24 protein-coding genes are annotated in these 25,245 nt (G+C 72.6%); 8 read left to right on the top strand and 16 right to left on the bottom strand.

The window, feature by feature from the left end:
- Nucleotides 1-46 precede the first annotated feature (46 nt).
- Nucleotides 47-553: a toxin-antitoxin system HicB family antitoxin gene (locus tag EV384_RS05080; RefSeq protein WP_130330593.1), complete on the bottom strand. Its 507-nt coding sequence runs from the start codon at nucleotides 551-553 to the stop codon at nucleotides 47-49.
- Between the two features lie 1,349 nt (nucleotides 554-1,902).
- On the opposite strand from EV384_RS05080, the gene EV384_RS05075 reads away from it, so the two are divergent.
- Nucleotides 1,903-2,994, top strand: coding sequence for an IS630 family transposase (locus tag EV384_RS05075; RefSeq protein ID WP_130330592.1), 1,092 nt, complete (start codon nucleotides 1,903-1,905; stop codon nucleotides 2,992-2,994).
- 183 nt (nucleotides 2,995-3,177) lie between these two features.
- Here the strand turns inward: EV384_RS05075 and EV384_RS05070 are convergent, their stop codons facing one another.
- Nucleotides 3,178-4,116, bottom strand: a complete 939-nt coding sequence (locus EV384_RS05070; protein WP_130330591.1) for a hypothetical protein — start codon at nucleotides 4,114-4,116, stop codon at nucleotides 3,178-3,180.
- A gap of 218 nt (nucleotides 4,117-4,334) precedes the next feature.
- Here EV384_RS05070 and EV384_RS05065 point away from each other — a divergent pair, with 218 nt between their 5' ends.
- Nucleotides 4,335-4,850, top strand: a complete 516-nt coding sequence (locus EV384_RS05065) for an SRPBCC family protein (protein WP_130330589.1) — start codon at nucleotides 4,335-4,337, stop codon at nucleotides 4,848-4,850.
- Nucleotides 4,851-4,979: 129 nt separating this feature from the next.
- Here the strand turns inward: EV384_RS05065 and EV384_RS05060 are convergent, their stop codons facing one another.
- Both EV384_RS05060 and EV384_RS05055 read right to left on the bottom strand, forming a co-directional pair.
- The gene (locus tag EV384_RS05060) at nucleotides 4,980-5,687 is read right to left on the bottom strand and encodes a DUF2786 domain-containing protein (protein WP_130330586.1); all 708 of its coding nucleotides are present in this window, start codon (nucleotides 5,685-5,687) and stop codon (nucleotides 4,980-4,982) included.
- 38 nt (nucleotides 5,688-5,725) lie between these two features.
- Nucleotides 5,726-6,115, bottom strand: coding sequence for a hypothetical protein (locus EV384_RS05055; RefSeq protein WP_130330584.1), 390 nt, complete (start codon nucleotides 6,113-6,115; stop codon nucleotides 5,726-5,728).
- Nucleotides 6,116-6,281: 166 nt separating this feature from the next.
- Between EV384_RS05055 and EV384_RS05050 the strand changes: the two genes are divergently transcribed.
- A complete protein-coding gene (locus tag EV384_RS05050) occupies nucleotides 6,282-7,634 on the top strand; it encodes an ABC transporter substrate-binding protein (RefSeq protein ID WP_130330582.1) in 1,353 nt (450 codons plus the stop codon).
- A gap of 53 nt (nucleotides 7,635-7,687) precedes the next feature.
- On the opposite strand, the gene EV384_RS05045 is transcribed toward EV384_RS05050, so the two are convergent.
- Together EV384_RS05045 and EV384_RS05040 are read right to left on the bottom strand one after the other, a co-directional pair.
- Nucleotides 7,688-8,431: an enoyl-CoA hydratase/isomerase family protein gene (locus tag EV384_RS05045; RefSeq protein ID WP_130330580.1), complete on the bottom strand. Its 744-nt coding sequence runs from the start codon at nucleotides 8,429-8,431 to the stop codon at nucleotides 7,688-7,690.
- Entirely contained in the window at nucleotides 8,428-9,285 is an 858-nt protein-coding gene (locus EV384_RS05040; RefSeq protein ID WP_130330578.1) for a 3-hydroxyacyl-CoA dehydrogenase family protein, read from the bottom strand. Before EV384_RS05040 ends, EV384_RS05045 begins: the two co-directional genes overlap by 4 nt.
- A gap of 167 nt (nucleotides 9,286-9,452) precedes the next feature.
- Between EV384_RS05040 and EV384_RS05035 the strand changes: the two genes are divergently transcribed.
- Nucleotides 9,453-9,749, top strand: coding sequence for a hypothetical protein (locus EV384_RS05035; protein WP_130330576.1), 297 nt, complete (start codon nucleotides 9,453-9,455; stop codon nucleotides 9,747-9,749).
- Nucleotides 9,750-9,788: 39 nt separating this feature from the next.
- Here the strand turns inward: EV384_RS05035 and EV384_RS05030 are convergent, their stop codons facing one another.
- Nucleotides 9,789-10,571, bottom strand: coding sequence for a class I SAM-dependent methyltransferase (locus EV384_RS05030; protein ID WP_130330574.1), 783 nt, complete (start codon nucleotides 10,569-10,571; stop codon nucleotides 9,789-9,791).
- 54 nt (nucleotides 10,572-10,625) lie between these two features.
- Here EV384_RS05030 and EV384_RS05025 point away from each other — a divergent pair, with 54 nt between their 5' ends.
- On the top strand, nucleotides 10,626-11,006 hold the full coding sequence (locus EV384_RS05025; protein ID WP_130330572.1) for a PPOX class F420-dependent oxidoreductase: 381 nt from the start codon (nucleotides 10,626-10,628) through the stop codon (nucleotides 11,004-11,006).
- A 90-nt stretch (nucleotides 11,007-11,096) separates the two neighbouring features.
- Here the strand turns inward: EV384_RS05025 and EV384_RS05020 are convergent, their stop codons facing one another.
- Nucleotides 11,097-11,306: a BldC family transcriptional regulator gene (locus EV384_RS05020; RefSeq protein WP_007073996.1), complete on the bottom strand. Its 210-nt coding sequence runs from the start codon at nucleotides 11,304-11,306 to the stop codon at nucleotides 11,097-11,099.
- 252 nt (nucleotides 11,307-11,558) lie between these two features.
- A complete protein-coding gene (locus tag EV384_RS05015; protein WP_130330570.1) occupies nucleotides 11,559-12,398 on the bottom strand; it encodes a DUF8083 family protein in 840 nt (279 codons plus the stop codon).
- A 174-nt stretch (nucleotides 12,399-12,572) separates the two neighbouring features.
- On the opposite strand from EV384_RS05015, the gene EV384_RS05010 reads away from it, so the two are divergent.
- Both EV384_RS05010 and EV384_RS05005 read left to right on the top strand, forming a co-directional pair.
- Nucleotides 12,573-13,655: a Glu/Leu/Phe/Val family dehydrogenase gene (locus tag EV384_RS05010; protein WP_130330568.1), complete on the top strand. Its 1,083-nt coding sequence runs from the start codon at nucleotides 12,573-12,575 to the stop codon at nucleotides 13,653-13,655.
- A 301-nt stretch (nucleotides 13,656-13,956) separates the two neighbouring features.
- A complete protein-coding gene (locus EV384_RS05005) occupies nucleotides 13,957-14,175 on the top strand; it encodes a DUF3073 domain-containing protein (RefSeq protein WP_130330566.1) in 219 nt (72 codons plus the stop codon).
- A 139-nt stretch (nucleotides 14,176-14,314) separates the two neighbouring features.
- Here EV384_RS05005 and amcA read toward each other — a convergent pair whose 3' ends face one another.
- From amcA to EV384_RS04980, 5 genes are all read right to left on the bottom strand, one after another.
- Nucleotides 14,315-14,551, bottom strand: a complete 237-nt coding sequence (gene amcA / locus EV384_RS05000; RefSeq protein ID WP_130330564.1) for a multiple cyclophane-containing RiPP AmcA — start codon at nucleotides 14,549-14,551, stop codon at nucleotides 14,315-14,317.
- On the bottom strand, nucleotides 14,520-15,623 hold the full coding sequence (gene amcB / locus EV384_RS04995; protein ID WP_242623946.1) for a cyclophane-forming radical SAM peptide maturase AmcB: 1,104 nt from the start codon (nucleotides 15,621-15,623) through the stop codon (nucleotides 14,520-14,522). Before amcB ends, amcA begins: the two co-directional genes overlap by 32 nt.
- Nucleotides 15,624-15,747: 124 nt before the next feature.
- Nucleotides 15,748-16,902: a phosphoribosylformylglycinamidine cyclo-ligase gene (gene purM / locus EV384_RS04990; RefSeq protein ID WP_130330560.1), complete on the bottom strand. Its 1,155-nt coding sequence runs from the start codon at nucleotides 16,900-16,902 to the stop codon at nucleotides 15,748-15,750.
- A 65-nt stretch (nucleotides 16,903-16,967) separates the two neighbouring features.
- Complete coding sequence (gene purF / locus EV384_RS04985; RefSeq protein ID WP_130330558.1) at nucleotides 16,968-18,509, bottom strand: amidophosphoribosyltransferase; 1,542 nt, start codon at nucleotides 18,507-18,509, stop codon at nucleotides 16,968-16,970.
- A 164-nt stretch (nucleotides 18,510-18,673) separates the two neighbouring features.
- Nucleotides 18,674-18,997, bottom strand: coding sequence for a sterol carrier family protein (locus EV384_RS04980; protein ID WP_423202944.1), 324 nt, complete (start codon nucleotides 18,995-18,997; stop codon nucleotides 18,674-18,676).
- A 188-nt stretch (nucleotides 18,998-19,185) separates the two neighbouring features.
- On the opposite strand from EV384_RS04980, the gene EV384_RS04975 reads away from it, so the two are divergent.
- Entirely contained in the window at nucleotides 19,186-21,243 is a 2,058-nt protein-coding gene (locus EV384_RS04975) for a carboxypeptidase regulatory-like domain-containing protein (RefSeq protein ID WP_130330554.1), read from the top strand.
- Between the two features lie 424 nt (nucleotides 21,244-21,667).
- Here EV384_RS04975 and EV384_RS04970 read toward each other — a convergent pair whose 3' ends face one another.
- Together EV384_RS04970 and purL are read right to left on the bottom strand one after the other, a co-directional pair.
- A complete protein-coding gene (locus EV384_RS04970; protein WP_130340251.1) occupies nucleotides 21,668-22,423 on the bottom strand; it encodes a 2-phosphosulfolactate phosphatase in 756 nt (251 codons plus the stop codon).
- A 4-nt stretch (nucleotides 22,424-22,427) separates the two neighbouring features.
- Nucleotides 22,428-25,211, bottom strand: a complete 2,784-nt coding sequence (gene purL / locus EV384_RS04965; RefSeq protein WP_242623945.1) for a phosphoribosylformylglycinamidine synthase subunit PurL — start codon at nucleotides 25,209-25,211, stop codon at nucleotides 22,428-22,430.
- Nucleotides 25,212-25,245 lie beyond the last annotated feature (34 nt).

Genomic DNA, 25,245 nt, shown 5'->3' with positions numbered 1-25,245 from the left:
ATCAGTCCCGCCTCGCGACGGGACGATGAAGGGGGATGGATAGGGACTAGCGGGCCCAGCCGGTGAAGCTGTCTCCCTGCTTGGTCTCGCGCCGCGGGGGGCGGCGGACGTTTGGTTCCAGGGCGGCGGCGATCGCGCGGACGAACCACGAGTTCACCGAAATCCCCTCCTCGGCCGCGGCCTGCTCGACCCGGGCCTTGAGCCGGTCTGGCAGCCGCAGCGTGGTCCGAGAGGTCACCGTGTCGTCGAGCGGCTCGGCCGGTACGGCGACCTCGGGTGTGGACGGACCAGTTGCATCCGTCTCCGACGCCTCGGGACGAGTCACCATCAGGTGTGGATCACGCCCCCGCAGCACGACATCGACCGACCCGGGTGCGATCTCACGGGTGATCTCGCTGGCCGCGTCGCTCAGGACCCCCAGCACCATCAGCCGTACCGCGGCGTCGAGGGCGGCACTGAGCTGCTCGGCGACGGCCCGGGCGTCCGCGTCACGATTCTCGGCCGCCGCAGCCAGCTGCGTCTGGAGTTCGGAGACGTACCGGTCAAGGTCCATGACACCATGGTAGGCCCCCGATGGTGTCATGGCAAGGCGGAGTGACACCGCCTGACACCATCGCGTGGTGTCAGACACGCTGACCCTCATACCCGACGGCGTGCGCCCCGCTAGCGTGCACCGCGCTTCACGGCCCGCTGTCGGACCGGACTGATCATGACGACGGCCCCAAATCACGACGCCGCACCGTAGGCAGCAGAGAGGCAGCAAACTCGTCGGTACGGCGCAGCGAGGGACGCGATAGGACCGCAAACGACCTGCACGACGGCACAGCCGACAGCGACAGACAACATCGGTTGCCACACCGTCACGGCGTTCGGGACGAAGAGGTCGTGCCGCCGCTGCCAGCCGAGGCAGCGACAAGGCAGCGAAGCCCCAAGCGACAGGCGCAACATGGGCTGCCCATGACGACAGCATGACGGCAACAGGAGCCGACGCCGAGCACGTGGCCCTGCACCTGGCGGTCGGCCGCGGATCGCCGGAGTGCCCGCGACCACTGCCGCGTGGATCTGAAAATCGGAAGGTCGGCGGTTCGACCCGCCCTGGCCACATAGCCTTTCGCCGGGCTACAGCAGCGCCGACCAGCGGAAACGCCGGTCGGCGTTTTGCTTTTGCGCCCCGGAAGCCCGGCCGTCCGGTCTGACCCTCGTTGACCCCGGAATCCCGCTGATGGCCGCCCCTTGTCGCACGTAGATCGCACGGCCCCTCGTCATGCCGGTCGGCCGGGAGAGCGTCGCCGACCCCTGCCTTGCAAAGATCGGGACTGCTGTCGGCGGCCGTCGGTGGCTGACGTTGACCTGCTCGCCGAGTCGTCCTGCGTCTGCCTATGACCGGCTGGGTCGGCCGGCTTGGCTGTACGGATGGGTGTACGGCGACCATCTGATCCGTAGATCCCCAAGACCACTCCGGAGCCGTTCGGCAAGTCCGCGTCGCCCTGGTCGCCGCGATCTCGGCAACTGGATCGCCGGTGGCGGTCTACCAACCGGGTGAGGAGCCGGATCCGGCCCGGGTGGCCGGGGTGGACCTGGGGATCATCCACCCGTACGCCGTGGCCGGCCCGGACGGGGAAGGGTTGCTGGTGAGCTGTTGTGTTGCCGGAGGTGGTCACGCACCGTCGAGCCGGCCGGCACCTGCCCGGTGCCGGCCGGTCCCGACGTGACCCCCGCCGCCCACCCCGGGCGGCGCGAGGATCAGTTGGCCCGCGGAGGCCCGCCCCACCCACCGGTGGGGAGTCGCTCGCCCCCAAGGCGAGGATCCACAACACCCACCGCAAACCCGGTGAACGTTAGTGGACACCGCACTAGTGCGGTGCGCCAGAAATTCGCCTGATAAGTGGGTATGGTGGTGGGATGCCGAGGACTGGGCGTCCCACCCCGCCGCTGACGTTGACCGATGAAGAACGTGCGACGTTGACCCGATGGTCGCGGCGGGCGAAGACGGCGCAGGTCCTCGCGATGCGTTCCCGGATCATTCTGTCCTGTGCCGATGGCGGCTCGAACACTGATGTGGCGGCGGCTGTGGGCGTTCATCTGTCCACGGTGGGCAAATGGCGTCGGCGATTTTTGAAGCTGCGCCTGGACGGAGTGATCGATGAGCCGCGACCGGGCCGTCCTGCGTCCATCGGTGTGGACCGGGTCGAAGAGGTCGTCGTCGCCACCTTGGAGCAGACGCCACGTAACGCCACCCACTGGTCGCGTACCTCCATGGCGGAGAGGTCCGGACTGTCGAAGTCCACCGTCGGGCGGATCTGGCGGGACTTCGGCCTCAAGCCGCATCTGGCCGACACGTTCAAGCTCTCCACGGATCCGCAGTTCATCGAGAAGGTCGTCGACGTGGTCGGGCTCTACCACAACCCGCCCGAACGGGCCGTGGTGCTCTGCGTGGATGAGAAGTCGCAGATCCAGGCCCTGGACCGGTCCCAGCCGGTGCTGCCGATGATGCCCGGCATGCCCGAACGGCGCACCCACGACTACGTCCGCAACGGCATCACCAGCCTGTTCGCCGCGTTCAACATCGCCGACGGCACCGTCATCGGCGAACTGCACCGCCAGCACCGCGCGACCGAGTTCAAGAAGTTCCTGGCCACGATCGACAAGGCCGTGCCAGCCGATCTGGACGTGCACCTGGTCTGCGACAACTACGGCACCCACAAGACCCCCGCCGTGCGGGCGTGGCTGGCCCGCCATCCCCGCTTCCACATGCACTTCACACCGACCGGTTCCTCCTGGATCAACCAGGTCGAACGCTGGTTCGGCTACCTCACAGAGCAGAAGATCCGCCGCGGCGCCCACAAGAGCGTTCACAGCCTGGAAGCCGACATCCGCACCTGGATCGCAGACTGGAACACCAACCCCAGGCCCTTCACCTGGACCAAAACCGCCGAGGAGATCCTCGAATCACTGGCACGCTTTTGTAGGCGAATTTCTGACGCACGACACTAGCCGCGTGAGCGGATCTCCGAGGAGGGCCGGGGGTTCGGGGCGGAGTCCCGAGGGCTTCAAAGTCCTGTCGTTTCGCAGGGCGGCCGCGGCGCGACCCTGGCCGATCTCACGAATACCGGAAGCCTCTCACCTGCGGCCAACGTGGTGAGGGGCTCGCCCTGGTCGGAGCGCACCGGGCAGTCGTCAGCGCTTCGGGCGCTCCTGCCGATGCTGGCCCATGCCGCTCTGGATCGCCTCCCAGACGCTCCGGCCGGCCTGTCGCAGCGTCTCGCCGGCCTGGCCGGCCACCTGGGCCGTCCCCGGGCCGCCCGGCGGCCGCGCACCGGCCCGTCCACCCTCGGGGCCCTCGCCCTCGGCGCCACCCGACGGCTCCCCGGTCTCCGCCCCACCCGCGGCCGGTCCGCCGGCCGTCGGACCCCCCGACGGCTGCTGCCCCGCACCGGCACCGCCACCAGAGGGGCCGGCCTGCCCGCCACCGGAGGGCCCGGCCTGACCGCCGGCGGGCGGCCCGGTCGGTGGCTGCGGCGGCCGGGCGCCGGACGGCGGTGACGGTGGAGTGGGCGTGGGCTCGCCGGCGCGCTCCCGCAGCGACCGGTCCGCCACCGCGCCGACCCCGCCGACCTGCTGCCCCACCTGACCAGCCTGCTGACCCGCCTCCTGCACGGCCTGGCCGGCCTGCTGCACCGCCTGGCCGAGCAGTGGGCTCGTGCCCCCGGCGAGCTGCTGGGCGGACCGGTTGACGTCGTCGATGCTGGTCTGCACCGTCCGGGCCAGCGCCTCGAGAACCTGCGGATTGCGGTCGATCGTGCTGAGCGCCCGGTCCAGGATCGTCACCAGCTTCTCCAACCGCACCTTGAGCATCGCCTCGGCGTGCACGCCGGTGATGTCCAGCTCCACGCCCTCCAGGTGCACCCGGACCCCGGCATCGATCTGAAGCAGGTTGGCCAGCCGGGCGCGCAGCGACAGGTCGGCGTCGAGCCCGTCGACCGCCAGCCGGATCGAGTCGACCGACACCTTCGGGATATCGAGCAGGACGTCCGGCTCGGTCGAGCCGGTCTGGTGGTGAGCCAGCCGGTCGCTGGTCGGGTCCGGTTCCCGTTCGGTCGCTCCGCTCTCGCTCATGCTCTCCGCTCCAAGCTGGCCCGATCCGCCGGGCCGGATCAGCCGCGGTTACCCGCTTTCCGGGCGGCCACCCGTGGCGGCGCAGGCCCGGCCGTACGCGGGGAAAGGGTCCGGAGGGCCACCGGCCACGGCCGGCCGGGAGAGCGGTCTCACGCTGTCCGGAAGCGGGCACACCGCGAAGCTGCACACCCGGGCATCAGCCGGTATGGTCCGGGCCTATGGGACAGGAGATGGCCGATCCGGATGAGGTCCGTCAGGATGTCGCTCGGTTCTCGCTACGCAGCAGCCTTCTCACCCCAGCCTCCGCGGAGCAGGCGTTCGCCGTGTTCACCGGGGCGCTGACCGACTGGTGGGTACGCGAGTACACCTGGTCCGGTCCGGAAGCGCTGGCCGAGCTGGGGATCGAGCCACGCGCCGGCGGCATGCTCTACGAGATCGGCCCGTACGGCTTCCGGGGCGACTGGGGCCGGGTGCTCACCTGGGACCCGCCCCGCCGGCTGGTCTTCACCTGGCAGCTCGGCCCCGACCGGGTGCCGGTGCCCGATCCGGCGCGGGCCAGCGAGGTCGAGGTCCTCTTCGTCCCCGAGGGCGACGGGCTGACCCGGGTGGAGGTCGAGCACCGGCACTTCGACCGGCACGGCGAGGCGGCCGAGGGCTACCGCAAGGCGTTGACGGCCGGCTGGCACGAGCTGCTCTGCCGCTACCTGGCCACGGTGGCCCGCACCGGCTCCTGATCCGACCGGTGAGGGCCTCAGCCCAGGTGGGGGCGGCGGCCACCCGCTTCGGGACCACCATCCGCCACGCCTCCACGACCGGCATGAGGAACTTCGCCGGCTCGGCGGCCACCAGCCCGGCCCGTTCCGTCACCATCCGATGCCCCGCGCCGACGCCGGGCCGGTGGTCACCCTGGCGCCGTCCAGGTCGGCCCGCCGGCCCGCCTCGACCCCGGAGCCGAAGCCGGTGCCGGCCAGCCGGCGGGGCGCCGCGGTCCGCAGCCGCGGGTAGACCTCGGCGAGCCGGCGCCGCACCCGGTCGGAGCGGTCGGCCAGCACCAGCGCCATGGAGGGTGCGCCGGACCCGGCGACCGCGCCGGCCTCGGCGGCCCGCAACCGGTCGCCGACCACATGGGCGAAGCCGGCCAGCCAGGTACGGCGGAAGGCGGCCGGATGTTCACCGGCCGGTGCGACGGCGCCGGCCAGCCCGTGCGCGGCCTGCACCAGCAGCGAGGTGAAGAGCAGCTCGACCCGTTCCAGGTCGCTGGCGAAGCCGAACAGGTGCATCGCGAAGCCGTCGCCCTGGCGGCGGCGTACGCAGCGGCAGCGCAGCGGGTCGGCGACCGCGGCGAGCAGGCCGGCCTTGTCCCGGGCGTACGGGGCGACCACGTCGACCACCCGGTCACCGACCGGGTCGGTGGTCGGGTCGCGGGCGGCGAGCAGCGCCCGATCCACGCCGTAGCGGGCGATCAGCTCGGTGGCCTTGGCGGTGAAGGCGGCCGACTCGGCGGGCGTGCAGGCCGGGTCCTCCGCCTGGGCGAGCAGCTTGCGGACCTTGCTGAGCATCGCCTCGGACATGCACCAGAGGTATCACAGCGGTAGGACGCGCCGCGCGGTCAGTCGGCCCGGCTGCGCAGCGTCGCCACGGTCGAGCCGGCGAGGGTGAGCAGGCAGTCCGGCAGCAGCCCGTCGGCCATCGCCGCGCCGAAGAGCGCCTCGCCGGTGTCGGCGTCGTCGTTGGCGTACGCGCTGACGAAGCGGGCCACCCAGCGGGTGTCGTAGTCGGCCTGGTCGATGCCGGGGAAGTCGAGCGCGCAGGCCCCGGCGGGGGCGACGTCGCCGACCATGGTGCCGGCGAGGCACCAGGCCACCCCGTACGCCCCGGCGAGTCCGGCCCGGTCGACCACCGCGTCGAAGGTGCCCACCACCGCGTCGCCGTCCCCGGCGAGCGCCGAGCGGAGCACGGCGGTCGCGTCGTCCAGCGTCTGCTGTGCTTCGTCGGTCACGTGCGGCACAGTAGGACGGCCGGTCAAGCGGTCACCAGGGCACGGTCCGACCGTCACGCTCCGTAAGGCAATTGGTCGGCCTCCCGACCGCACCGACCTCCACGGTCCCGCCGTCCGCGCCGGCACGCTAATGTGCCTGCGGACCGTTGGCGGAGGAAGGACGACCATGCTCGTATCACGCGGTTCGCGCGCGGCCGTGATCACGGCCTGTGCGGGGCTACTGCTCGCCACCAGCGCCTGCGGCAGCGACACGACCGGAGACGGCGCCACCACCACCCAGGCGCGCCTCTACGGCACCGATGGCAACATGCTCAACTCGTACGCGGCGGAGCTGAAGGACCGCGCCGATCTCGTGAACGGGATGAAGGGGACCACCCCACTGACCCCGCTCTCCGAGAACTTCAAGGAACGGCTACTCACCGTAGACCCGAAGCTCAGCGACTACCTCTACTCCGCCGAGACGTACGACGCGGTGGTGATCAGCGCGCTGGCCGCTCAACTCGCCGGCAGCACCGATCCGGCCGCGATCGCGAAGCAGATCGTCGGAGTGACCACCAACGGTGAGCGTTGCGAGGACCCGGCGACCTGCCTGGAGCTGGCCCGGCAGGGGCGGGACATCGAGTACCGGGGGGTGTCGCTCACCCGGGCCGGGTTCACCGACGCCGGCGAGCCGGCCACGGCCAGCTACGCCACCCTGCACTTCGACGACCAGAAGATCGACGACGGCAAGACCGAGTTCGTCGGCGCGGGCGACGAGTCGGGGGTGAGCACCAAGGCACCGCCGCGGGCGAAGAAGCAGCGCGGTGGCACGTCGGACAAGAGTGACGGCTCCCCGCTGGTCCTCGGCGGGCTGCTGCCGAAGACCGGTGACCTGGCACTGGCCTACCCGCCGATGGCGGCCGGCGCGGCGCTGGCCGTCAAGGAGGTCAACGCGGTCGGCGGGGTGCTCGGCGAGCCGATGGTCTGGATCGACGGCGACGATGGCACCGACCCCGCGGTCGCGAAGGCGACCGTCGCGTCGCACATCCAGGAGGGCGTGCCGGTCCTCATCGGCGCGGGCGCCTCGGGCATCTCCCGCGCGGTCCTGCCGGACGTGGTCGCCGCCGGCCGGGTGCTCTTCTCCCCGTCGAACACCGACGCCGGGCTGACCACGGTGGCCGACAAGGGTCTGTACTTCCGTACCGCCCCGCCGGACAGCCTCCAGGGCCGAGCCCTGGCCGACGTGATCCTGCGCGACGGGCCGCACAAGATCGTCATCGTGGCCCGGAAGGACTCCTACGGCGAGGGCCTCCAGGAGAACGTGCGGGCGGAGCTGGAGCGGGCCGGCATGGGCGCCGACAAGGTCAAGCTGCTGACCTACGTGCCGCCGGCTGGCGTGAAGCCGCCGCCGGTGGACTTCAGCTCCGGGGCCAAGGAGATCAAGGACTACGGGGCGGACGCCGTACTGATCATCGGCTTCGGCGAGTCGGCGCACGTGGTGACCGCGCTGGCCGACGCCGGGGTGCAGATCCGGCACTGACCGACGACGAAGGCCGCACCGGGCGAACCGGTGCGGCCTTCGTCGTGTCCGGGTCAGCGGGAGCGGCGCCGCTCCAGGAACTCGGTCATCCGCCGGCGCTTCTCCTCGTCCTCGAAGAGCACCGCCTGGCTGACCAGGTCGAGCTGCGGATGGGCGGCGGGCGGGGCGTCCACGGCCAGCTTGGTCAGCCGCAGCGCCAGCGCCGAACCCTTGGCCATCTCGTCGAGCAGCCCGTGCGCGGTGGGCAGCAGCTCGACGGGCTCGGCCACCACCCGGTTGACCAGCCCGATCCGCAGCGCCTCGTCGGCGTCGACCCGGCGGCCGGTGAAGAGCAGCTCCTTGGCCCGGGCCTCGCCGATCAGCGCCGGCAGCCGGTGCGTCGCACCCGCGCCGGCCAGGATGCCCAACCGCACCTCGGGCTGCCCGAAGATCGCCCGGGCCGTGCACACCCGCAGGTCGCAGGCGTACGCCAGCTCGGCGCCGCCGCCCAGCGCCGGACCGTCCACGGCCGCCACGGTCGGCATGGGCAGTGCCCGGATCCGGGCGAAGGCGGCCGAGTTGATGGCGGCGAGGGCGTCGAGGCGGCCCCGCTCGCGGAGCTGGCCGATGTCCGCCCCGCCGGCGAAGATGCCGTCGGCCCCGCCGGTGAGCAGCAGCAGCCGCGGCCGGGCCTCCAGCTCGGCGCAGACCGCGTGCAGCTCGCCGATCAGGTCGGCGTCGATGGCGTTGCGCTTCTCCGGCCGGTCCAGGGTCACCACGAGCCGGTCGGGCAGCTCCTCGATCCTCAGTCCGGTCACTTCTTCACGCCGCCTTCCCAGGTGTAGAAGCCCTGGCCGGACTTCTTGCCCAGCTTGCCGGCGGCCACCATCTCCGCGAGCAGCGGCGGCGGCGCGAACCGGTCCCCGTACGCGGCCTGGAGGGTGCGGGCGATGTCGAGCCGGACGTCCAGCCCGACCAGGTCGGTCAGCTCCAGCGGGCCGACGGGGTGCCGGTAGCCGAGCACCATGGCCTTGTCGATGTCGGCGGGGCTGGCCACCCCGTCGGCGACCATCCGGATCGCCTCCAGCCCGAGGGTGACCCCGAGCCGCGAGGTGGCGAAGCCCGGCATGTCGCGTACGACGACGGGGTCCTTGCCCAGCCGGCCGGCGAGCGCGACGGCCGCGTCGGTGGTCTCCGGCGCGGTGGCCGGGCCGACCACGATCTCCAGCAGCGCCATCGCCCAGACCGGGTTGAAGAAGTGCAGCCCGAGGAACGCCTCCGGCCGGTCCAGGCCGGTGGCCAGCTCGGTGATCGGGATGCTGGATGTGTTGCTGCCCAGCAGGGCGGGGCGCCGCGCGGCGGCCTCGCGGAGCACCGCCCGCTTCAGGTCGAGCCGCTCGGGGACGGCCTCCACGATCACGTCGGGCCCGGGCGCCACCTCGCCCAGCGCCGGGCGCAGGACCACCCGCTCCCGGTGCCCGGCGGCCTCCTCCGCGCCGAGCTTGCCGCGCTGCACCGCCCGCTCCCAGAGCGCGGCGAGCCGGACCGACGCGTCCGCCGCCCGCCCGGGGTCCACCTCGACCAGCTCGACGGCGTAGCCGGCGCCGGCCGCCACGTAGGCGATCCCGAGCCCCATGGTGCCGGCCCCGACGACCACAAAACGACCACTCATGACGTCCCCTCGCTGCGGGCGGCGACGCGCGGGGTGTCCGCCACGCCCGGCCGCTCGCTCCGCTCGTTCCTGGGTGCGACCCTAGGCGGCACCGGTTCGTCGGGGATGCGTGGGGGCGCGCCGGATCGGGTACAGACGGCCGTCAACCGAGGGAAGGACCAGCCGACATGAGCCAGGCACCGGAGAACGCCGCCACCACCGAGGACACCGGGACGGTGGAGACCCGCGGCGACGAGCGGGTGGACCTGCTGCGCGCGGACACCAACAACGACGGGAAGACCGACGTGTGGGTGGTGGACACCGACGGCGACGGCAAGGCTGACCTGTTCCAGTTCGACACGGACGGCGACGGCAAGGTGGACATCACCATGGTCGACATCGACGAGGACGGCACCCCGGACGAGGTGGTCGACGGCGACGGCGGCCTCCCGCCGGAGGAGCACTCCCCGACCGTCCAGGTCTGAGCCACGACGCCGGCCCCCGGGTACGCCCCGGGGGCCTCGTCACGCCCCGGTCAGCTCGAGGGTCGCCAGGTAGTAGGGGCGGTCGGCGTCGTCCACGTCGACCAGTCGCCACGCCGAACCGTGGATCAGCTCGGCCAGCTCGTCGACCGAGCACACCAGATAGTCGAACCACTCGGTGCCGAGCTCCCGGTAGCGCAGCCGCAGCCGTAGCTGCCCGCCGAGCCGACCGCGCCGCCGGTTGAGCTCGTGGTAGCCGGTGTGCACCGGGTCCCTGGTGCCGTACGGGTCGGTGCCGTGCGCGATGATCCGCGCGCCCGGTCGGGCCAACGCGGCGAGCGCGGCGAGGAACCCGGGTGCCCGCTCCCGCCCCTCGATCAGGCCGAGGTTGTTGCCGAGCAGCAGGAAGGTGTCATACCGGCGGCCGTCGACGACGTGCTCGTCCACGGTGCCGAGCACCAGGTCCCGTACGCCCCGGTGCCGACACACCCGCAGCGCCCCCGCCGAGGTGTCCAGCCCGGTGACCGGCGTCCCGCGCTCCTGGAGGTGCAGCGCGATCCGGCCGGCACCGACGCCGACGTCGAGCGTCCGGCCGCGGACCCGGTCCACCGCCCGGTGGTCGTGCGGCGGCCACGCCTGCGGCGGGTCCAGGTAGTGGGCGGCGGGTGCGCCGTTGACCAGTCCGTCGTCCCGCTCGATGATCTCGATGACCGGCCGGGGCAGCCGCCCGCCGGCCAGCGGCCGGGGTCCGATCCCGGTGGCCACCGCGTACGCGTCGCGGATCATCTCGCCGAACACGTCGCCGATCGTCGGTTCCCCCGTCACGGCGCTCACGCTATCCGGGCTGCTAACGGTTGTCGCGGCCGTATCCTGAGCGACGTGACCGACCTGGACCGCCTCGCGGCGGAGAAGTACGTCCTGCTGACCACCTTCCGCAAGGACGGCCGGGCGGTGTCGACCCCGGTGTGGGCGGTCCGGGACGGCGACGCGCTGGCGGTGTGGACGGCGTCGGACTCCGGCAAGGTGAAGCGGATCCGGCACGACGGCCGGGTGACGGTGGCCCCGTGCGACGTGCGCGGCAACCCGCGCGGCGAGGCGGTGCCGGGGCACGCGACGATCTGCGACCTCGCCGGCACCCGCCGGGTACGCGACCTGGTGAAGGGGAAGTACCGGCTGCTCGGCCGGCTCGGCCTGCTCGGCAGCCGGCTGCGTCGGGGCGAGCGGGGCTCGGTCGGGCTCCGGATCACCCTGGACGAGTGACCCCGGACGCGATTCAGGGGCGGCGGATCGTCGCTGTCGCGTACGTCCGGCCGCCCCTGAATCGGAACGCCTGATGAAACGTCCGGGTTGTCAGTCCCCCTGACGCTGCTGCGGGATCTGGCCCTGCAGCAGGGCCCTGACCTCCGACTCGCGGTAACGGCGGTGGCCGCCCAGGGTCCGGATGGCGCTGAGCTTGCCAGCCTTGGCCCACCGGGTCACCGTCTTCGGGTCGACACGGAACATCGACGCCACCTCGGCCGGCGTGAGTAGCGGCTCTGGTTCGTGCGTTCGCGATGCCATCGGGTCACTCCTCCACGTGTATAGACATCGGCCGGGGTCCCGCCGGCCGACGCGCCTCCCATGGTCCGGCTAGTCCCCGATGTCCGACATGGGCCGAACGGCTGAAGGTCCCTAGACGGACGGATGAACCATGCCCGATTTTTACGACTTTTACACCGCAGAAGGTGCCTTAATCGGACTCATGATCACGGTTCGTGATGCGTCAACCACGAGACACTCTCGAATTGGGAGCGCTCCATGGGTGATTTGCGGTTAGTTACACCGCTCCAACAACTGCACCGCGCGCCACCGGGCGACCAGCTTGTCGTACGCCGCCGAGGCCTCCTCCGCCTCGCCCCGGGAGAGCCCGGCCAGGCCGGTCGCCACCAGCTCGGTCGAGTCGTCGGCCGCCAGGGTGTCGTCCGGCAGCAGCTGCACCAGGCCGCCGTAGTCCAGCTCCACCACCGACCGCGGGTGGAACTCCTCCAGCCACCGGGCGGCCTCCTCGACCGCCTCCGTGATCGGCGCCTCGCCGACCGACTTGCGCAGCACCGACAGCGCCCGGGACGACCGGCGGCGGGCCTTGGAGATCTCGGTCCGGTAGCGCAGCGCCCGGCGACCGGGGTCGGTGACCAGGTGGCGCTCCGCCGACTCGAAGAGCACGAACCAGCGCAGCGGCACCCCCCAGGTGGCGATCTGCTCGTGCACCCGGGGCACCCCGTGCTCCAGCACCCGCGCCCCGCTGCGCCAGTCCTCCACCACCGCCTTGGCCTGCCCGGCCAGGATCGGCGGGACGAACGCGTCGGCCAGCACCGACGGCACCCCGTCCCGGGCGCTCAGCGCCGCCTCAGCCACCCGGATCCGCAGGTTCCACGGGCAGACCAGCAGGCTGTCGTCGGTCTCCAGCACGTACGCCTCGTCCGGCAGGTCGGGCAGGCGGGTCCAGCCCGCGCCGAGCGCCTCGATCACCGCCGTCCGCTGCCGGACCGGCCCCTCCAACGGGGCCACCGCGCGGCCCTCGTTGACGTACCGGCGCCAGAACGACTGGCGGTCCCGGTCGAAGGCGGTCAGCGGCTCGTACACGCGCAGATAAGAAGCGAAGAGCGACGGCACGGCGCGATCCTCCCACGAGACGGAACCCGCACGCCGTCAGCGTGGCGGGGACACCTGACGCGGGCGGCGGTACGGCTTCGGCCGATATTAGGCTCAGCAGCACCGGCAGCATCCCGCCGGCGTGCCACCAGGGTCCGCGCCCCACAAGGGCGCCCACCGTCACAGGAGTCAGCCATGGGCGTATTCGCCAGCACCGACGACCCGGGATCGACCGGTCACGAACAGGTCGTCTTCTGCCAGGACAAGCAGTCCGGCCTGAAGGCGATCATCGGGATCTACTCCACCGCACTGGGCCCCGCGCTCGGCGGCACCCGGTTCTACCCGTACGCGAGCGAGGACGACGCCCTCGCGGACGTGCTCGACCTCTCCCGCGGCATGGCGTACAAGAACGCCCTGGCCGGGCTGGACCTCGGCGGCGGCAAGGCGGTCATCTGGGGTGACCCGGAGCAGATCAAGAGCGAGGCGCTGCTGCGCGCCTACGGCCGCTTCGTGGAGTCGCTGGCCGGGCGCTACTACACCGCCTGCGACGTCGGCACCTACGTCGCCGACATGGACGTGATCGCCCGGGAGACGAGCTACGTCACCGGCCGCAGCGTGGAGCACGGCGGCGCGGGCGACTCCTCGATCCTCACCGCCTGGGGCGTCTTCCAGGGCATGCGGGCCGCGGCCGAGCACGTCTGGGGCACCCCCTCGCTCGCCGGCAAGCGGGTCGGCGTGGCCGGCCTCGGCAAGGTCGGCAAGTACCTCACCGGGCACCTGCTGGACGACGGCGCCGAGGTGGTGGCGACCGACGTCAACCCGAAGGCGCTGGAGTGGGTGCGCGCCACCCACCCGCAGGTCGCGCTGGTCGACGACGCCGCCGCGCTCGTCGCCGCCGACATCGACGTGTACGCCCCGTGCGCGCTGGGCGGCGCCCTGAACGACGACACCGTGCCGGCGCTGCGGGCGAAGGTGGTCGCCGGTGCGGCGAACAACCAGCTCGCCCACCCCGGCATCGAGAAGGTCCTCGCCGACCGCGGCATCCTCTACGCCCCCGACTACGTGGTGAACGCCGGCGGCGTGATCCAGGTCGCCGACGAGATCGAGGGCTTCAACTTCGACCGGGCCAAGCTGCGGGCCACCCGGATCTACGACACCACCCGGGAGATCCTCCGACTGGCCGACGACGAGGGCGTCCCGCCGGCGGTCGCCGCGGACCGGCTCGCCGAGCGGCGGATGGCCGAGGTCGGCCGGCTGCGCACGATCCACCTGCGGTGAATGTCACCCGGGGGCGGGCCGTCGGGTCCGCCCCCGGGCCGCGGATCGCGCGGCGGCGGCGTTAAGCTGGAGATTGGGAAGCTTCGTACCGGTTTGACCGCTGTCACGGCCGGTCCCGGGTTCGCTCCTTACCGGGTACACTTTGTGACGGCCGGATCACTGCAACGCGCAGGGCCGGCTGACGGTAACCCGAGGTGCCGAACGGTGGCATCCCCATGTACCGTAAGAGCCACGAGAGATGCCTGACGTCATCGGGGCCCGCCTTCGGGCTGCCCCGCATTCTGTGCGAGGGGGTCGAGCCATGGGGCGCGGCCGTGCTAAGGCCAAGCAGACGAAGGTGGCCCGGGAGTTGAAGTACCACTCCCCGAACACCGACCTCACCGCCTTGCAGCGCGAACTGGCGGGTGCTGGTGGGAAGTCTGAGCAGCACTTCGACGACGACTACAAAGAGTATGTCGACGACGATGATGAGGATCACGCGGACGAGGACCCGGACACCTGGGTTCGTCCGACCCGCTGACCTCCGGACGCAGCTGAGCACGCGGTAACTCCCCGCGTGCTCACGCATGTGCCCATCAAAGCGGCGTAACCGACGATCAGGGACCTCGCCATGCCGGAGCTCTCCGGCTGATCGGCGGGTCCCTGATCTCGGACGCCCCTCAGCGGGGCCGGTTGTTCCAGTTGTAGAACGTCGGGATGTTCTCGAAGTGGTTCCACGCGCAGACCGCGCTGGCACCATCGCCGCCCGCCACCTCCGCCCGCAGCCGACGCGCGGCCTCGGCCTCGTGGAGCAGTGCGGTCAGCCCAGCGGCGGCTTCCCGCACCCGGTCGCCGACCGGATCCGGGTCGGCTCCCCCGACGCCCTCAGGCTGCCGGCGACTCGTGGTCTCTGGCATGCTCCAACACTCCCTCCAGTAGGCGGATCTTGCTGTTGCGGCAGTGCTCGGTCTCCGTACCGTCGAAACGCCCCAGCTCGAAGTAGCGGTTGGCGGCGTGACCGCCCCCGCAGAACCCGAAGTAGGGGCAGGACGACCGGCACGCCTCCACCCCGGCGAGGAACTCGCCCACCCAGGGCGTCCGGCCGGCGGCGGCCAGGATCTCGACCAGCGGCGTGGCCAGCACGTTGCCGCTGCTGAAGTCGCCGTAGCGGGGATCGGTGAAGCCGGCCAGCTCCGGGGAGAGCACCACCACCGAGCCGTCGTGGGCGACGGTGGGGATCGGGTCCAGGCTCCGCGGCAGCAGCTCGTCCGCCGTGCCGGCCAGGACCGCTCCGGCGTACCGGAGCGACCACTCCACCTCCCGCAGGTGGATCCGGGGATCCCGGCGCCAGGCCGCGACCAGCTCAGCCCAGAACGCCGTGACCGCGCCGGCGTCCCGGGCGTTCGTCCGCGTGTTGACCCCCTCGGTCTCCTCGATGTTGACGCCGAGCACGTCGCAGCCGAGGTCGAGGAAGTAGTCGTACAGCTCGGTGGCGAGCCCGGGGCCGGGCCGGGAGACCACCGCGAGCGCCGAGAAGGCCACGCCGTGGCGGCGCAGCGCCGCCACCCCGGCCAGGATCCGGTCGTACGCCGGCCGGCCGCCCCGGGTGACCCGCTCGGCGTTGCGCTCCCGCGGCCCGTCCACGCTGACGCTCACCCGGACACCGTGCTCGGCGAAGAACGCGCACCAGGCGTCGTCGATCAGCGTGGCGTTGGTCTGGACGTGGTGCTCCACCTCCGGCCCGAACGGCGCCAGCAGCGCCGCCAGATGCTCCCTACCGGCCGCCAACGGCTCCCCGCCGTGCCAGACCACCGAGAAGCGGCCCGCGGCCGCCCACGGGTTGACCGACGCCGCCACCGCCTCGGCGACCGCCACCGGCATCCGCCGGTCCGCCGCCCGCATCGGCAGGTAGCAGTAGACGCAGTCCAGGTTGCAGAGAGTCGTCGGCTGCATCACCACGTACGAGGGGACCGCGGCGATGCCACGCATCCCCGTGTGCGTACGAGCAGCCATCAACCCTCCCCCGTCTAGCCCGAAGTGCCCTTCAGGCTAGGCGGCGGTGGCCACTCGGGTGAACCCCCGATCAGGTGCCCGGATGATCACCAGAGCGTGATCAGCCCCGGGTGTGCTGCCCGATCATCTGCACGTTGCCCGAGCCCTCGATGATCTCGCCGGCCTGCCAGGCGTCCACGCCCCGGCCGGTCAGGGTGGCCAGCGCGCGGTCGGCGTCCTCGGCCGAGACGATCGCGAACATGCCGACGCCCATGTTGAACGTCGCCTCCATCTCCGGGTCCTCGATCCGGCCCTTGGACTGGATCAGGTCGAAGATCGGCTGCGGCTTCCAGGTGGAGCGGTTCACCACCGCGTCGACGTGCTCGGGCAGGACGCGGACCAGGTTGCCCGGGATGCCGCCGCCGGTGACGTGCGCGAGCACCCGCACCTCGGCCTCGGCGATCAGCTTGAGGCAGTCCTGCGCGTAGATCTTGGTCGGGGTGAGCAGCTCCTCGCCGAGGGTCCGCTGCCGGCCGAAGTCGTCGATCACCACGTCCAGCCGCATCCGGCCCGCGCCGAGCAGCACGTGCCGGACGAGGGAGTAGCCGTTGGAGTGCAGACCCGAGGAGCGCATGGCGATCACCACGTCGCCCACCTCGACCCGCTCCGGGCTGAGGATCTCGCTCTCCTCGACCACGCCGACGCCGGTGGCGGAGATGTCGTACTCGTCGGGGCGCAGCACGCCGGGGTGCTCGGCGGTCTCCCCGCCGAGCAGCGCGCAGCCCGCGTACCGGCAGCCGTCGGCGATGCCGGCGCCGATCTCGGCGACCTTGTCCGGCACGACCTCGCCGGTGGCGATGTAGTCCAGCAGGAAGAGCGGCTCGGCGCCGCAGGCCACCAGGTCGTCGACGACCATCGCGACCAGGTCGATGCCGACCGTGTCGTGGATGTCGAGCTGCTGGGCGATGACCAGCTTGGTGCCGACCCCGTCGGTGGAGGAGGCCAGGATCGGGTTCTTGTACTTCTTCGTGTCCAGCCGGAACAGGCCGGCGAAGCCGCCCAGGTCGCCCATGACCTCCGGGCGACGGGTCTGCTTGACCTTGGACTTCAGCAGCTCGACCGCGCGGTCACCCGCCTCGATCGACACCCCGGCGTCGGCGTACGAGACCGAGCGTTTGCGCGGCGAGCGGCTGGTGCCGGCCGTCCAGGGCTGGCGGTCGCCGCCGGCGCCCGTCGGGCTGCTTCCTGCGCCGCTGCGCTCGGACACGTGCGTCACGGTTCTCCCCTTTGTGGTTCTCGCGGGGCCGGCGTTGCGGTAGCCGGGTTCCGCGTCGGGTGGTGCTATGGGCGGTGGGTGGCAACGCCGCCCGGAGTGGCGACGAGCGGAGGGGTGGTGTGCCCGCCGGCGGCGGACGCCTCGGCGGCGACCCGGCGGCCGACTCCTTCGAGCACGTGCTTGCCGATCAGGTTTCCGGCCGGCAGCTCGATCGGGTATTCCCCGTCGAAGCACGCCCGGCAGAGCCGGGTCTTCGGCTGCTCGGTCGCGGCGATGAGGCCGGGGAGCGAGACGTAGCCCAGCGTGTCGGCGCCGATCGAACGCCGGATGCCTTCGTTGTCCAGTCCGTTGGCGAGCAGCTCGGCCCGGGTGGCGAAGTCGATGCCGTAGAAACAGGGCCAGTTGACCGGCGGCGAGGAGATCCGGACGTGCACCTCCAGCGCCCCGGCCTCGCGCAGCATCCGGACGATGGCCCGCTGGGTGTTGCCGCGGACGATCGAGTCGTCCACCACCACCAGCCGCTTGCCCCGGACGTTCTCCCGCAGCGGGTTCAGCTTCAGCCGGATGCCGAGCTGGCGCAGGGTCTGCGACGGCTGGATGAAGGTGCGCCCGACGTACGGGTTCTTCATCAGGCCGGCGCCGTAGGTGATGCCCGACTCCTCGGCGTACCCGATCGCGGCCGGCGTGCCGGACTCCGGCACCGGGATCACCAGGTCGGCCTCGACCGGGTGCTCCTTGGCCAGCTGGCGGCCGATCTGCACCCGCGCGGCGTGCACGTTGCGGCCGGCGATGGTGGCGTCCGGGCGGGCGATGTAGACGTACTCGAAGAGGCAGCCCTTGGGCTCCGGCGCGGCGAACCGGGTCGAGCGCAGCCCGTCCTCGTCGATCGCGATCAGCTCACCCGGCTCGACCTCACGGACCACGCTGGCGCCGACGATGTCCAGCGCGGCGGTCTCGCTGGCCACCACCCAGCCGCGCTCCAGCCGGCCGAGCACCAGGGGACGCACGCCGTGCGGGTCGCGGGCCGCGTAGAGCGTCGACTCGTCCATGAAGACGAAGCTGAACGCGCCGCGCAGCTGCGGCAGCACCTCCAGGGCGGCCGCCTCGACCGAGAGATCCGGCCGGCTGGCCAGCAACATGGTGACCAGCGAGGTGTCGTTGGTCGAACCGTCGGCGCGGAGCCCGCGGTCGGCCACCTCGCGCTGCAGCTCGGCGGTGTTGACCAGGTTGCCGTTGTGGGCCAGCGCGATGGTCGTGCCGGAGGTGGTCGAGCGGATGGTCGGCTGGGCGTTCTCCCAGGTCGAGCCGCCGGTGGTGGAGTAACGCGCGTGGCCGATCGCGAGGTGGCCGCGCAGGCTGGCCAGGGTCGGCTCGTCGAAGACCTGGGCCACCAGCCCGAGGTCCTTGTAGACCACCACGCCCGACCCGTCGCTCACCGCGATGCCGGCCGCCTCCTGGCCACGGTGCTGGAGGGCGTAGAGCCCGAAGTAGGTGAGGTTGGCGACCTCCTCGCCCGGCGCCCAGACGCCGAAGACGCCACAGGCGTCCTGCGGGCCGGGTCGCTGGGGGTCAAGGTCGTGGCTCAGCCGGCCATCGCCTCGGGGCACGTGCCGCTCCCTCATGCTGCTCTGGACTGGCCTGGGCGGAGTCGGGGGGCAGCTCCGCACGGTCGGCCGGGACCGTCGTCGCCTGACAGTGTACGCGAATCAGAGTTGATACTGATAGTCACGATTCGCCTTCATATCGTGACTGGAGCGGGACATCCGCCCAGCTAGAGGGGAAGGTGGCCGGAAAGGTCCGCCCGGATTCCGCTGGTGCGTACGCGACCCTCGGTGACCGCCTCCGACCATCCGAGACGGCCGGTGGCCAGCGCGAGCCAGGTGGCCGGGTCCATCTCGACCACATTCGGTGGCGTACCGCGGGTGTGTCGCGGGCCGGCCACGCACTGGACGGCACCGTAGGGTGGGACACGCACCTCCACCGATCGGCCGGGGGCGCGCTCCGCGAGGACGGTCAAGAGAGTACGGACCGCTTCCCGGTACACCGGCCGTTCGGGCGTACGCCCCTCGTCCAGCGCCGTCAATGCCGCAACCACCGCGGCGGACTTAATGTGCGGAGAGGACACGACGGGACGATACGACCCGGGATCGGCAGCCGCGACGCCGGCCCTGGGTCGCGCTTATCCCGTCCGACAAGGCATAGTTGCCGACGGCGTATTCGTACCGTGATGATCCCCGGCCCGGCGCCCGCCGGCCAGGGAAGTCAGACCGGAAGGCGGTGGACGTGTCAACACACCGACGTGCCTGGAAGCATCGGGCCGGTGTGGTCGTAGCGCTGGTTGCCGGCGCGCTGCTCGCCGTCCCCGCCACACCAGCCCTCGCGGCCGCGCCCGCAGTGCAGATCACCAACCTCTCCTCGGGCACCATCACCAGCGGTCAGAGCGCGACGCTGTCCTTCCGGGTGACGAACAACAACGTCAAGCTGCCACCGGACAACTCCGATTCCGTCACGGTGAAGATCACCACGTCGTTCGGGGAGCTCTCCTGCAGCGGCCGCTGCGACTTCACCGAAGAGATCAACCGCGGCGACTCCAAGAGCTACAGCGTCACGCTGGTGGCGGGCAACGTCGCCGCCGGCGAGACGAAGTCCGGCAAGGTCCAGATCACGGCGGCCGTCGGTGGCGAGACCGGGAGCGCGGAGCGGGACGTCACGGTCAAGGGACCCGCGAAGCAGGAGATCCAGACCGTCAAGGTGATCTCCGGCAAGGTGGTCGCCAGCGCCAACGGCGAAGCCGTGCCGAACGCCACGGTGATGCTGCTCGACTCGCAGCAGCACCGCCAGACCGCCACCACCGACGGCAGCGGCAACTACCGGTTCACCGGCTCCGCGACCAACCCGATCTCGCCGGGTCGGATTGAGCTGGGCGCGATGAAGGACACGATCCAGGCCACCAAGTCGATCAGCGCGACCGCCGGGCAGAGCTTGACCGGCCAGCGGATCTCCCTACCGATCAAGGTCGAGGTGAGCCCGAGCGCCAGCCCCTCGGCGAGCGAGGAGGCCGTGCCGACGGACGAGGCGACGGACGACGCCGCCACCGACGAGCCTGCCGCCGATGCCACCGCCGGCCAGCAGCAGGCCGCCGCCGACCAGGACTCCGGCACCTCCTGGCTGCTGATCCTGCTCGGTGGCCTCTTCGTGGCGGTGGGCGTCGGCACCATCGTGCTGCTCTACATGCGGCGCAAGAACGACGGCGACGACGTCGACGGGGACGGCCCGGGCGGTCCGGGTCCCGTCGCCGGCGCCGGCGCCGTGCCGGGCGCCCGGGGCGGCTACCGCGGCGCGGACGACCAGACCCGGGTGGTGAACGGGATGGGCGCCGGTCCGGCCCCGACCATGGTCGGCGGCGCCTCGCTCAGCGACGCGCCGACGATGATGCACCGACCGATCGTCGACGACGTCCCGCCGGACCCGTACGGCGCTCCGCCGCCCTCGTACGGCCCGGGTGGGCAGCCGGGCTGGGCCGGCAACGGCTACGGCGAGGAGGCGCCCGGTCAGGGCGGCTACGGCGCCGCCAACGGCTACGGCAACGCCCCCTCCTCGGGTGGCGGCTACGGCAACTCGCCGTCCTCCGGTGGCGGCTACGGCAGCCGGGACTACGGCGCCGGGGCGGCGGGCTACCCGCCGGCCCAGGGCGCCGGTGGCTACGGCGAGCCCGCCCAGGGCGGCGGCTACGGCGAGCGCTACGACGAGCCGACCGGCCGCTACGCGGGTGACGGCACGCAGTCGTACGCCCCGCCGGCCGACCCGTACCCGACCAGCACCTACCAGCCCCCGGCGGACCAGGGGCGGGGCTACGGCCAGCCGGACCCGGGCCAGTACGGCCGCGGGCCCGAGCCGACCAACGGCTACGGCGCCGGCGCCGGTGCCGGGTACGGCGCGCCGGCCGGCGGCTACGACAGCGCCCCGGCCGGTGGCGGATACGGCAACGCCCCCGCCGGTGGCGGCTACGACAGCGCGCCCGCCGGTGGCGGCTACGACAGCGCCCCGGCCGGTGGCGGATACGACAGCGCCCCGGCCGGTGGCGGCTACGACAGTGGACAGCAGCAGGGCTACGACGGCTACGACCAGCGCGGCGGCTACGGCGGCGACGGGTACGGCCAGCCCCAGCAGGGCGGGTACGGCCAGCAGGGCGGCTACGGCCAGGAGCAGCCCCCGCCGCAGCAGCGTAACGGTGGCTACGACCAGGGCGGCTACTACGCCGACCCGGCGCAGGCCGGTCGGGGTCGCCCGGACGCCCCGCAGGAGCGCGGCGGACGTCGGCTGGACTGGCTCGACGACTGACTGGTCCGGGGCGTGACCGCCCCGCTCATCTCGACGATGGCCGTCCGGGACTCCCCGGACGGCCATCGTTGTCCGGTCCGGCCGACCCCGGCGGAGCGGTGGATCCGGGGTGCCTCCGGGCCGCTACGAACCTGATGTCGTGAACGGATCGAGATCCACACCTGTCGGCCCGGGCCACGCTGATTGACCCGGCGTGCCGCGGCCGTCCTCCTGACGCGGCCCGAGTCATTCACGTCATCAGGTTCGTAGCGACCAGTCCGTTCCCCGGCCCGGCGAGGGCGGGCCGGGGTCAGGCAGGACCAGGGACGGCGGACCGCAGTCAGGGCGGGACCGGGGTCAGGCGGGACCAGGGACGGCAGGCCGTCGTCAGGCAGGACCGGAGGACGGCAGACCGGTCGGGCAGGATCAGGGAACGGACCCGCCGTCAGGCGGCGGCGAAGAAGTCCTGGCGCAGCACCGGCACGACATCCGAGACGTCGATCTGGACCGCGACCTCCACGTCGGCGGCGAAGCCGCCCTCGACGAGTTCCCGGCCGGAGACGCAGCCCCGGACCGCCGCCGGGACGTCCGGCGTGCTGGCCAGCGCGGCCAGCGCCATCGCCGCCTCCACCGAGAGCCCGCCCGGCACGCCGGCGAGGGCGTCCAGCACGCTGGCCGCCCCGAGCTGGTCCTCCACCGAGGGGCGCAGCGAGCCGTCCGGCCAGCGTTCGCCGGCGGCGACCACGCCGACGGGGGCGTCGGTCGAGCCGTACCCCTGCGCGCGCAGCCATCGCCCGACGGCGCGCGCGTTGCGCAGGCACGCCGCGACCACCGGCACTCCGGTGGCGCTGGCGGCGGCGCTGATCGCCGAGCCGTTCGGCGAGGGCAGCACCAGATCGGCGACGGCCGGCGCGGTGCGCAGCGCGGCCGGCGACAGCGACCACGGATGTTCCGGGGTCATCCGCCGGCGGCCGACGGCCGCGACGGCACCGACCCGGCGGGCGTACTCGGCCGCCTGCTCCCCCCAGGGGAACGGGTACACCCGCATGCCGCGGCCGACCGCCACCTCCACGGCGGTGGTGAACGAGAGGACGTCCACCACCACCAGGGCGGCACACACCCGGCCGAGTTCGGCCGCCCCGGTCAGCCCCCAGTCGAACCGGGCGCCGGAACCGGGCTGCGCGTAGACGGCCGCGGCCAACGCGTCAGCGCTGATCGGGCGCGGCGGGCTGGTCCGGGTCACCGGAGGAAGCCGTCGTGGACCCTTCCGGGCCGGTGCCGGCCGGCTCGGTCGCGGCGGGACCGCCGTCGGTCGCCGTCTCGTCGGCGGCGGCCTCGGCCGTGGTCACCGTGCCCTCGGTGGGCTGGTCCAGCGGCTCGACCGAGCTGGCACCGACGGCGTCGGTCACCTCGGCCGCCGGCTCGGCGGACCCGTCCCCGGTGCGGGCCGGCGCCACGTCCACCGGCTGCTCGGCGGTGGCCGGAAGGACGGTGGTCGTCCCGGTCCGGGCCGCCTCCACCTCCACCTGAGCCGCCTCCTGGCCGCCGAAGAGCCGGGGCAGGGTCTCGGTGTGCGCCGCACGCAGCTCGTCGAGGCCGATCCGGAACTGGCCGTGCACCTCGAGGGCGCCGCCGGCCGGGTCGGTGACCCCGATGAACTCCCACGGCACCCCGCGCTCGGCGCAGAGGCCGGTGAACGCCTTTTCGTGCCCGCGCGGCACCGACACCAGGACGCGCCCGGCGGACTCGCTGAACAGGTAGACGAACGGCATCGAACCGCCGGTGAAGTGCTCCGGCACCGCGATCCGGGCGCCGACGCCCCGCCGCAGGCAGGACTCGACCAGGCTCTGGGCCAGACCGCCGTCGGAGAGGTCGTGCGCGGAGCTGACGTGCCCCACCCGGGCCGCCTCGGCCAGCAGCTCGGCGAGCTGCCGCTCACGGGCCAGGTCGACCTGCGGCGGGATGCCGCCCAGGTGCTCGTGGGTCACCCAGGCCCACTCCGACCCGGAGAGCTCCACGTGCGTCTCACCGAGCAGGAAGAGCTGGTCGTGGTCGCCGGCCGGCCGCGGCACGAAGCCCATCGGCACCCGGTCCGCGACGTTGTCCAGCACGCCCAGCACGCCGACCACCGGGGTCGGGTGGATGGCCGCCGCGCCGGTCTGGTTGTAGAAGCTGACGTTGCCGCCGGTCACCGGGATGCCCAGCTCCAGGCAGCCGTCCGCCAGGCCGCGGACGGCCTCGGCGAACTGCCACATCACCCCCGGGTCCTCCGGGGAGCCGAAGTTGAGGCAGTTCGTCACGGCGATCGGCTTCGCGCCGGTCACCGCCACGTTCCGGTACGCCTCGGCGAGCGCCAGCTTGGTGCCGTGGTACGGGTCGAGACGCGCGTACCGGCCGTTGCCGTCGACGGAGAGGGCGACGCCGAGGCCGGTCCGCTCGTCGATCCGGATCACGCCGGAGTCCTCCGGCTGGGCCAGCACGGTGTTGCCCAGCACGTACCGGTCGTACTGCTCGGTGACCCAGGTCTTGTCGGCCAGGTTCGGCGACGCGATCATGCGCAGCACGGTCTCCCGCAGCGCCTCCGGGTTGCTCGGCCGGGGCAGCGTCTCGGCCCGGTCCGCCTGGAGCAGGATCAGGTCCGCCGGCTCGCGCATCGGGCGGGCGTAGACCGGCCCGTCGTCGACCAGCGAACCCGGCGGGACGTCGACCACGATCTGGTCGCGCCAGGTGATCAGCAGCCGACCCGGCTGGCCGTCCGGCGCCGGCGGGGTGACCTCACCGATGGCGGTGGCGAGCACGCCCCACTTGTCGGCGGTCTTGAGCACCGCCTCCAGCTTCTCCGGCGTGACGACCAGCAGCATCCGCTCCTGCGACTCGCTGGCCAGGATCTCGTGCGGCTCCATCGAGGGCTCGCGCAGCGGCACCCGCTCCAGCAAGACCCGCATGCCGGTGCCGGCCGACGCGGCGGTCTCGGTGAGCGCGCAGGTCAGCCCGGCTCCGCCGAGGTCCTGGATGCCGACGACCAGCTCGGCGTCGTACAGCTCCAGGCAGGCCTCGATCAGCAGCTTCTCGGTGAACGGGTCGCCCACCTGGACCGACGGGCGGCGCTGCTCGCTGCCCTCGTCGAAGGTGGCGCTCGCCAGCACCGACACGCCGCCGATGCCGTCCCGGCCGGTCTTGGCGCCCATCAGCACCACGACGTTGCCGGGGCCGGCGGCGTCCTTCTTCTGCAGCCGGTTGACCGGCAGCACGCCGAGGCAGAGCGCGTTGACCAGCGGGTTGCCCTGGTAGCAGGGGTCGAAGACGACCTCGCCGCCGATGTTCGGCAGGCCGAGGCAGTTGCCGTAGCCGCCGATGCCGGCGACCACGCCGGGCAGCACCCGGGCGGTGTCCGGGTGGTCGGCCGCACCGAAGCGCAGCGGGTCCATCACCGCGACCGGGCGGGCGCCCATGGCGAGGATGTCCCGGACGATGCCGCCGACGCCGGTCGCCGCGCCCTGGTACGGCTCGACGAAGCTCGGGTGGTTGTGCGACTCGACCTTGAAGGTCACGGCCAGCTCGTCGGAGACCTGGACCACGCCGGCGTTCTCACCGATGCCGGCGAGCAGCCGGTCACTCGGCGGAGCCTTCTCGCCGAACTGGCGCAGGTGCACCTTGCTGGACTTGTAGGAGCAGTGCTCGCTCCACATGATCGAGTACATGGCGAGCTCGGCCTGCGTGGGCCGGCGGCCGAGGATGTGCCGGATCCGGTCGTACTCGTCGTCCCGGAGGCCCAGCTCGGCGTACGGCTGGAGCTCCTCCGGGGTGCCGGAGGCCCGGGGCACGGTGTCCACGCCGAGCGCCCAGTTGCCGGCCGGGGCCGGGTCGGCGGTGCGGACGGCGTCGGCCGGGCCGGCCTGCGGCAGCACGGCGGCCGCACGCGGCTCCGCCGGGGCCGCCGGGTAGGCGCCCGGTGTCTCCCGTACGGCCGGGTCCGGATGGGTGGTCATGACGTCTCCTCGCTGCGCTCGCCGCCGTACCGGC

The sequence above is a fragment of the Micromonospora kangleipakensis genome (assembly GCF_004217615.1).
GTDB classification, from domain to species: Bacteria; Actinomycetota; Actinomycetes; order Mycobacteriales; family Micromonosporaceae; genus Micromonospora; species Micromonospora kangleipakensis.
This window is presented reverse-complemented; position numbering and strand designations above follow the sequence as displayed.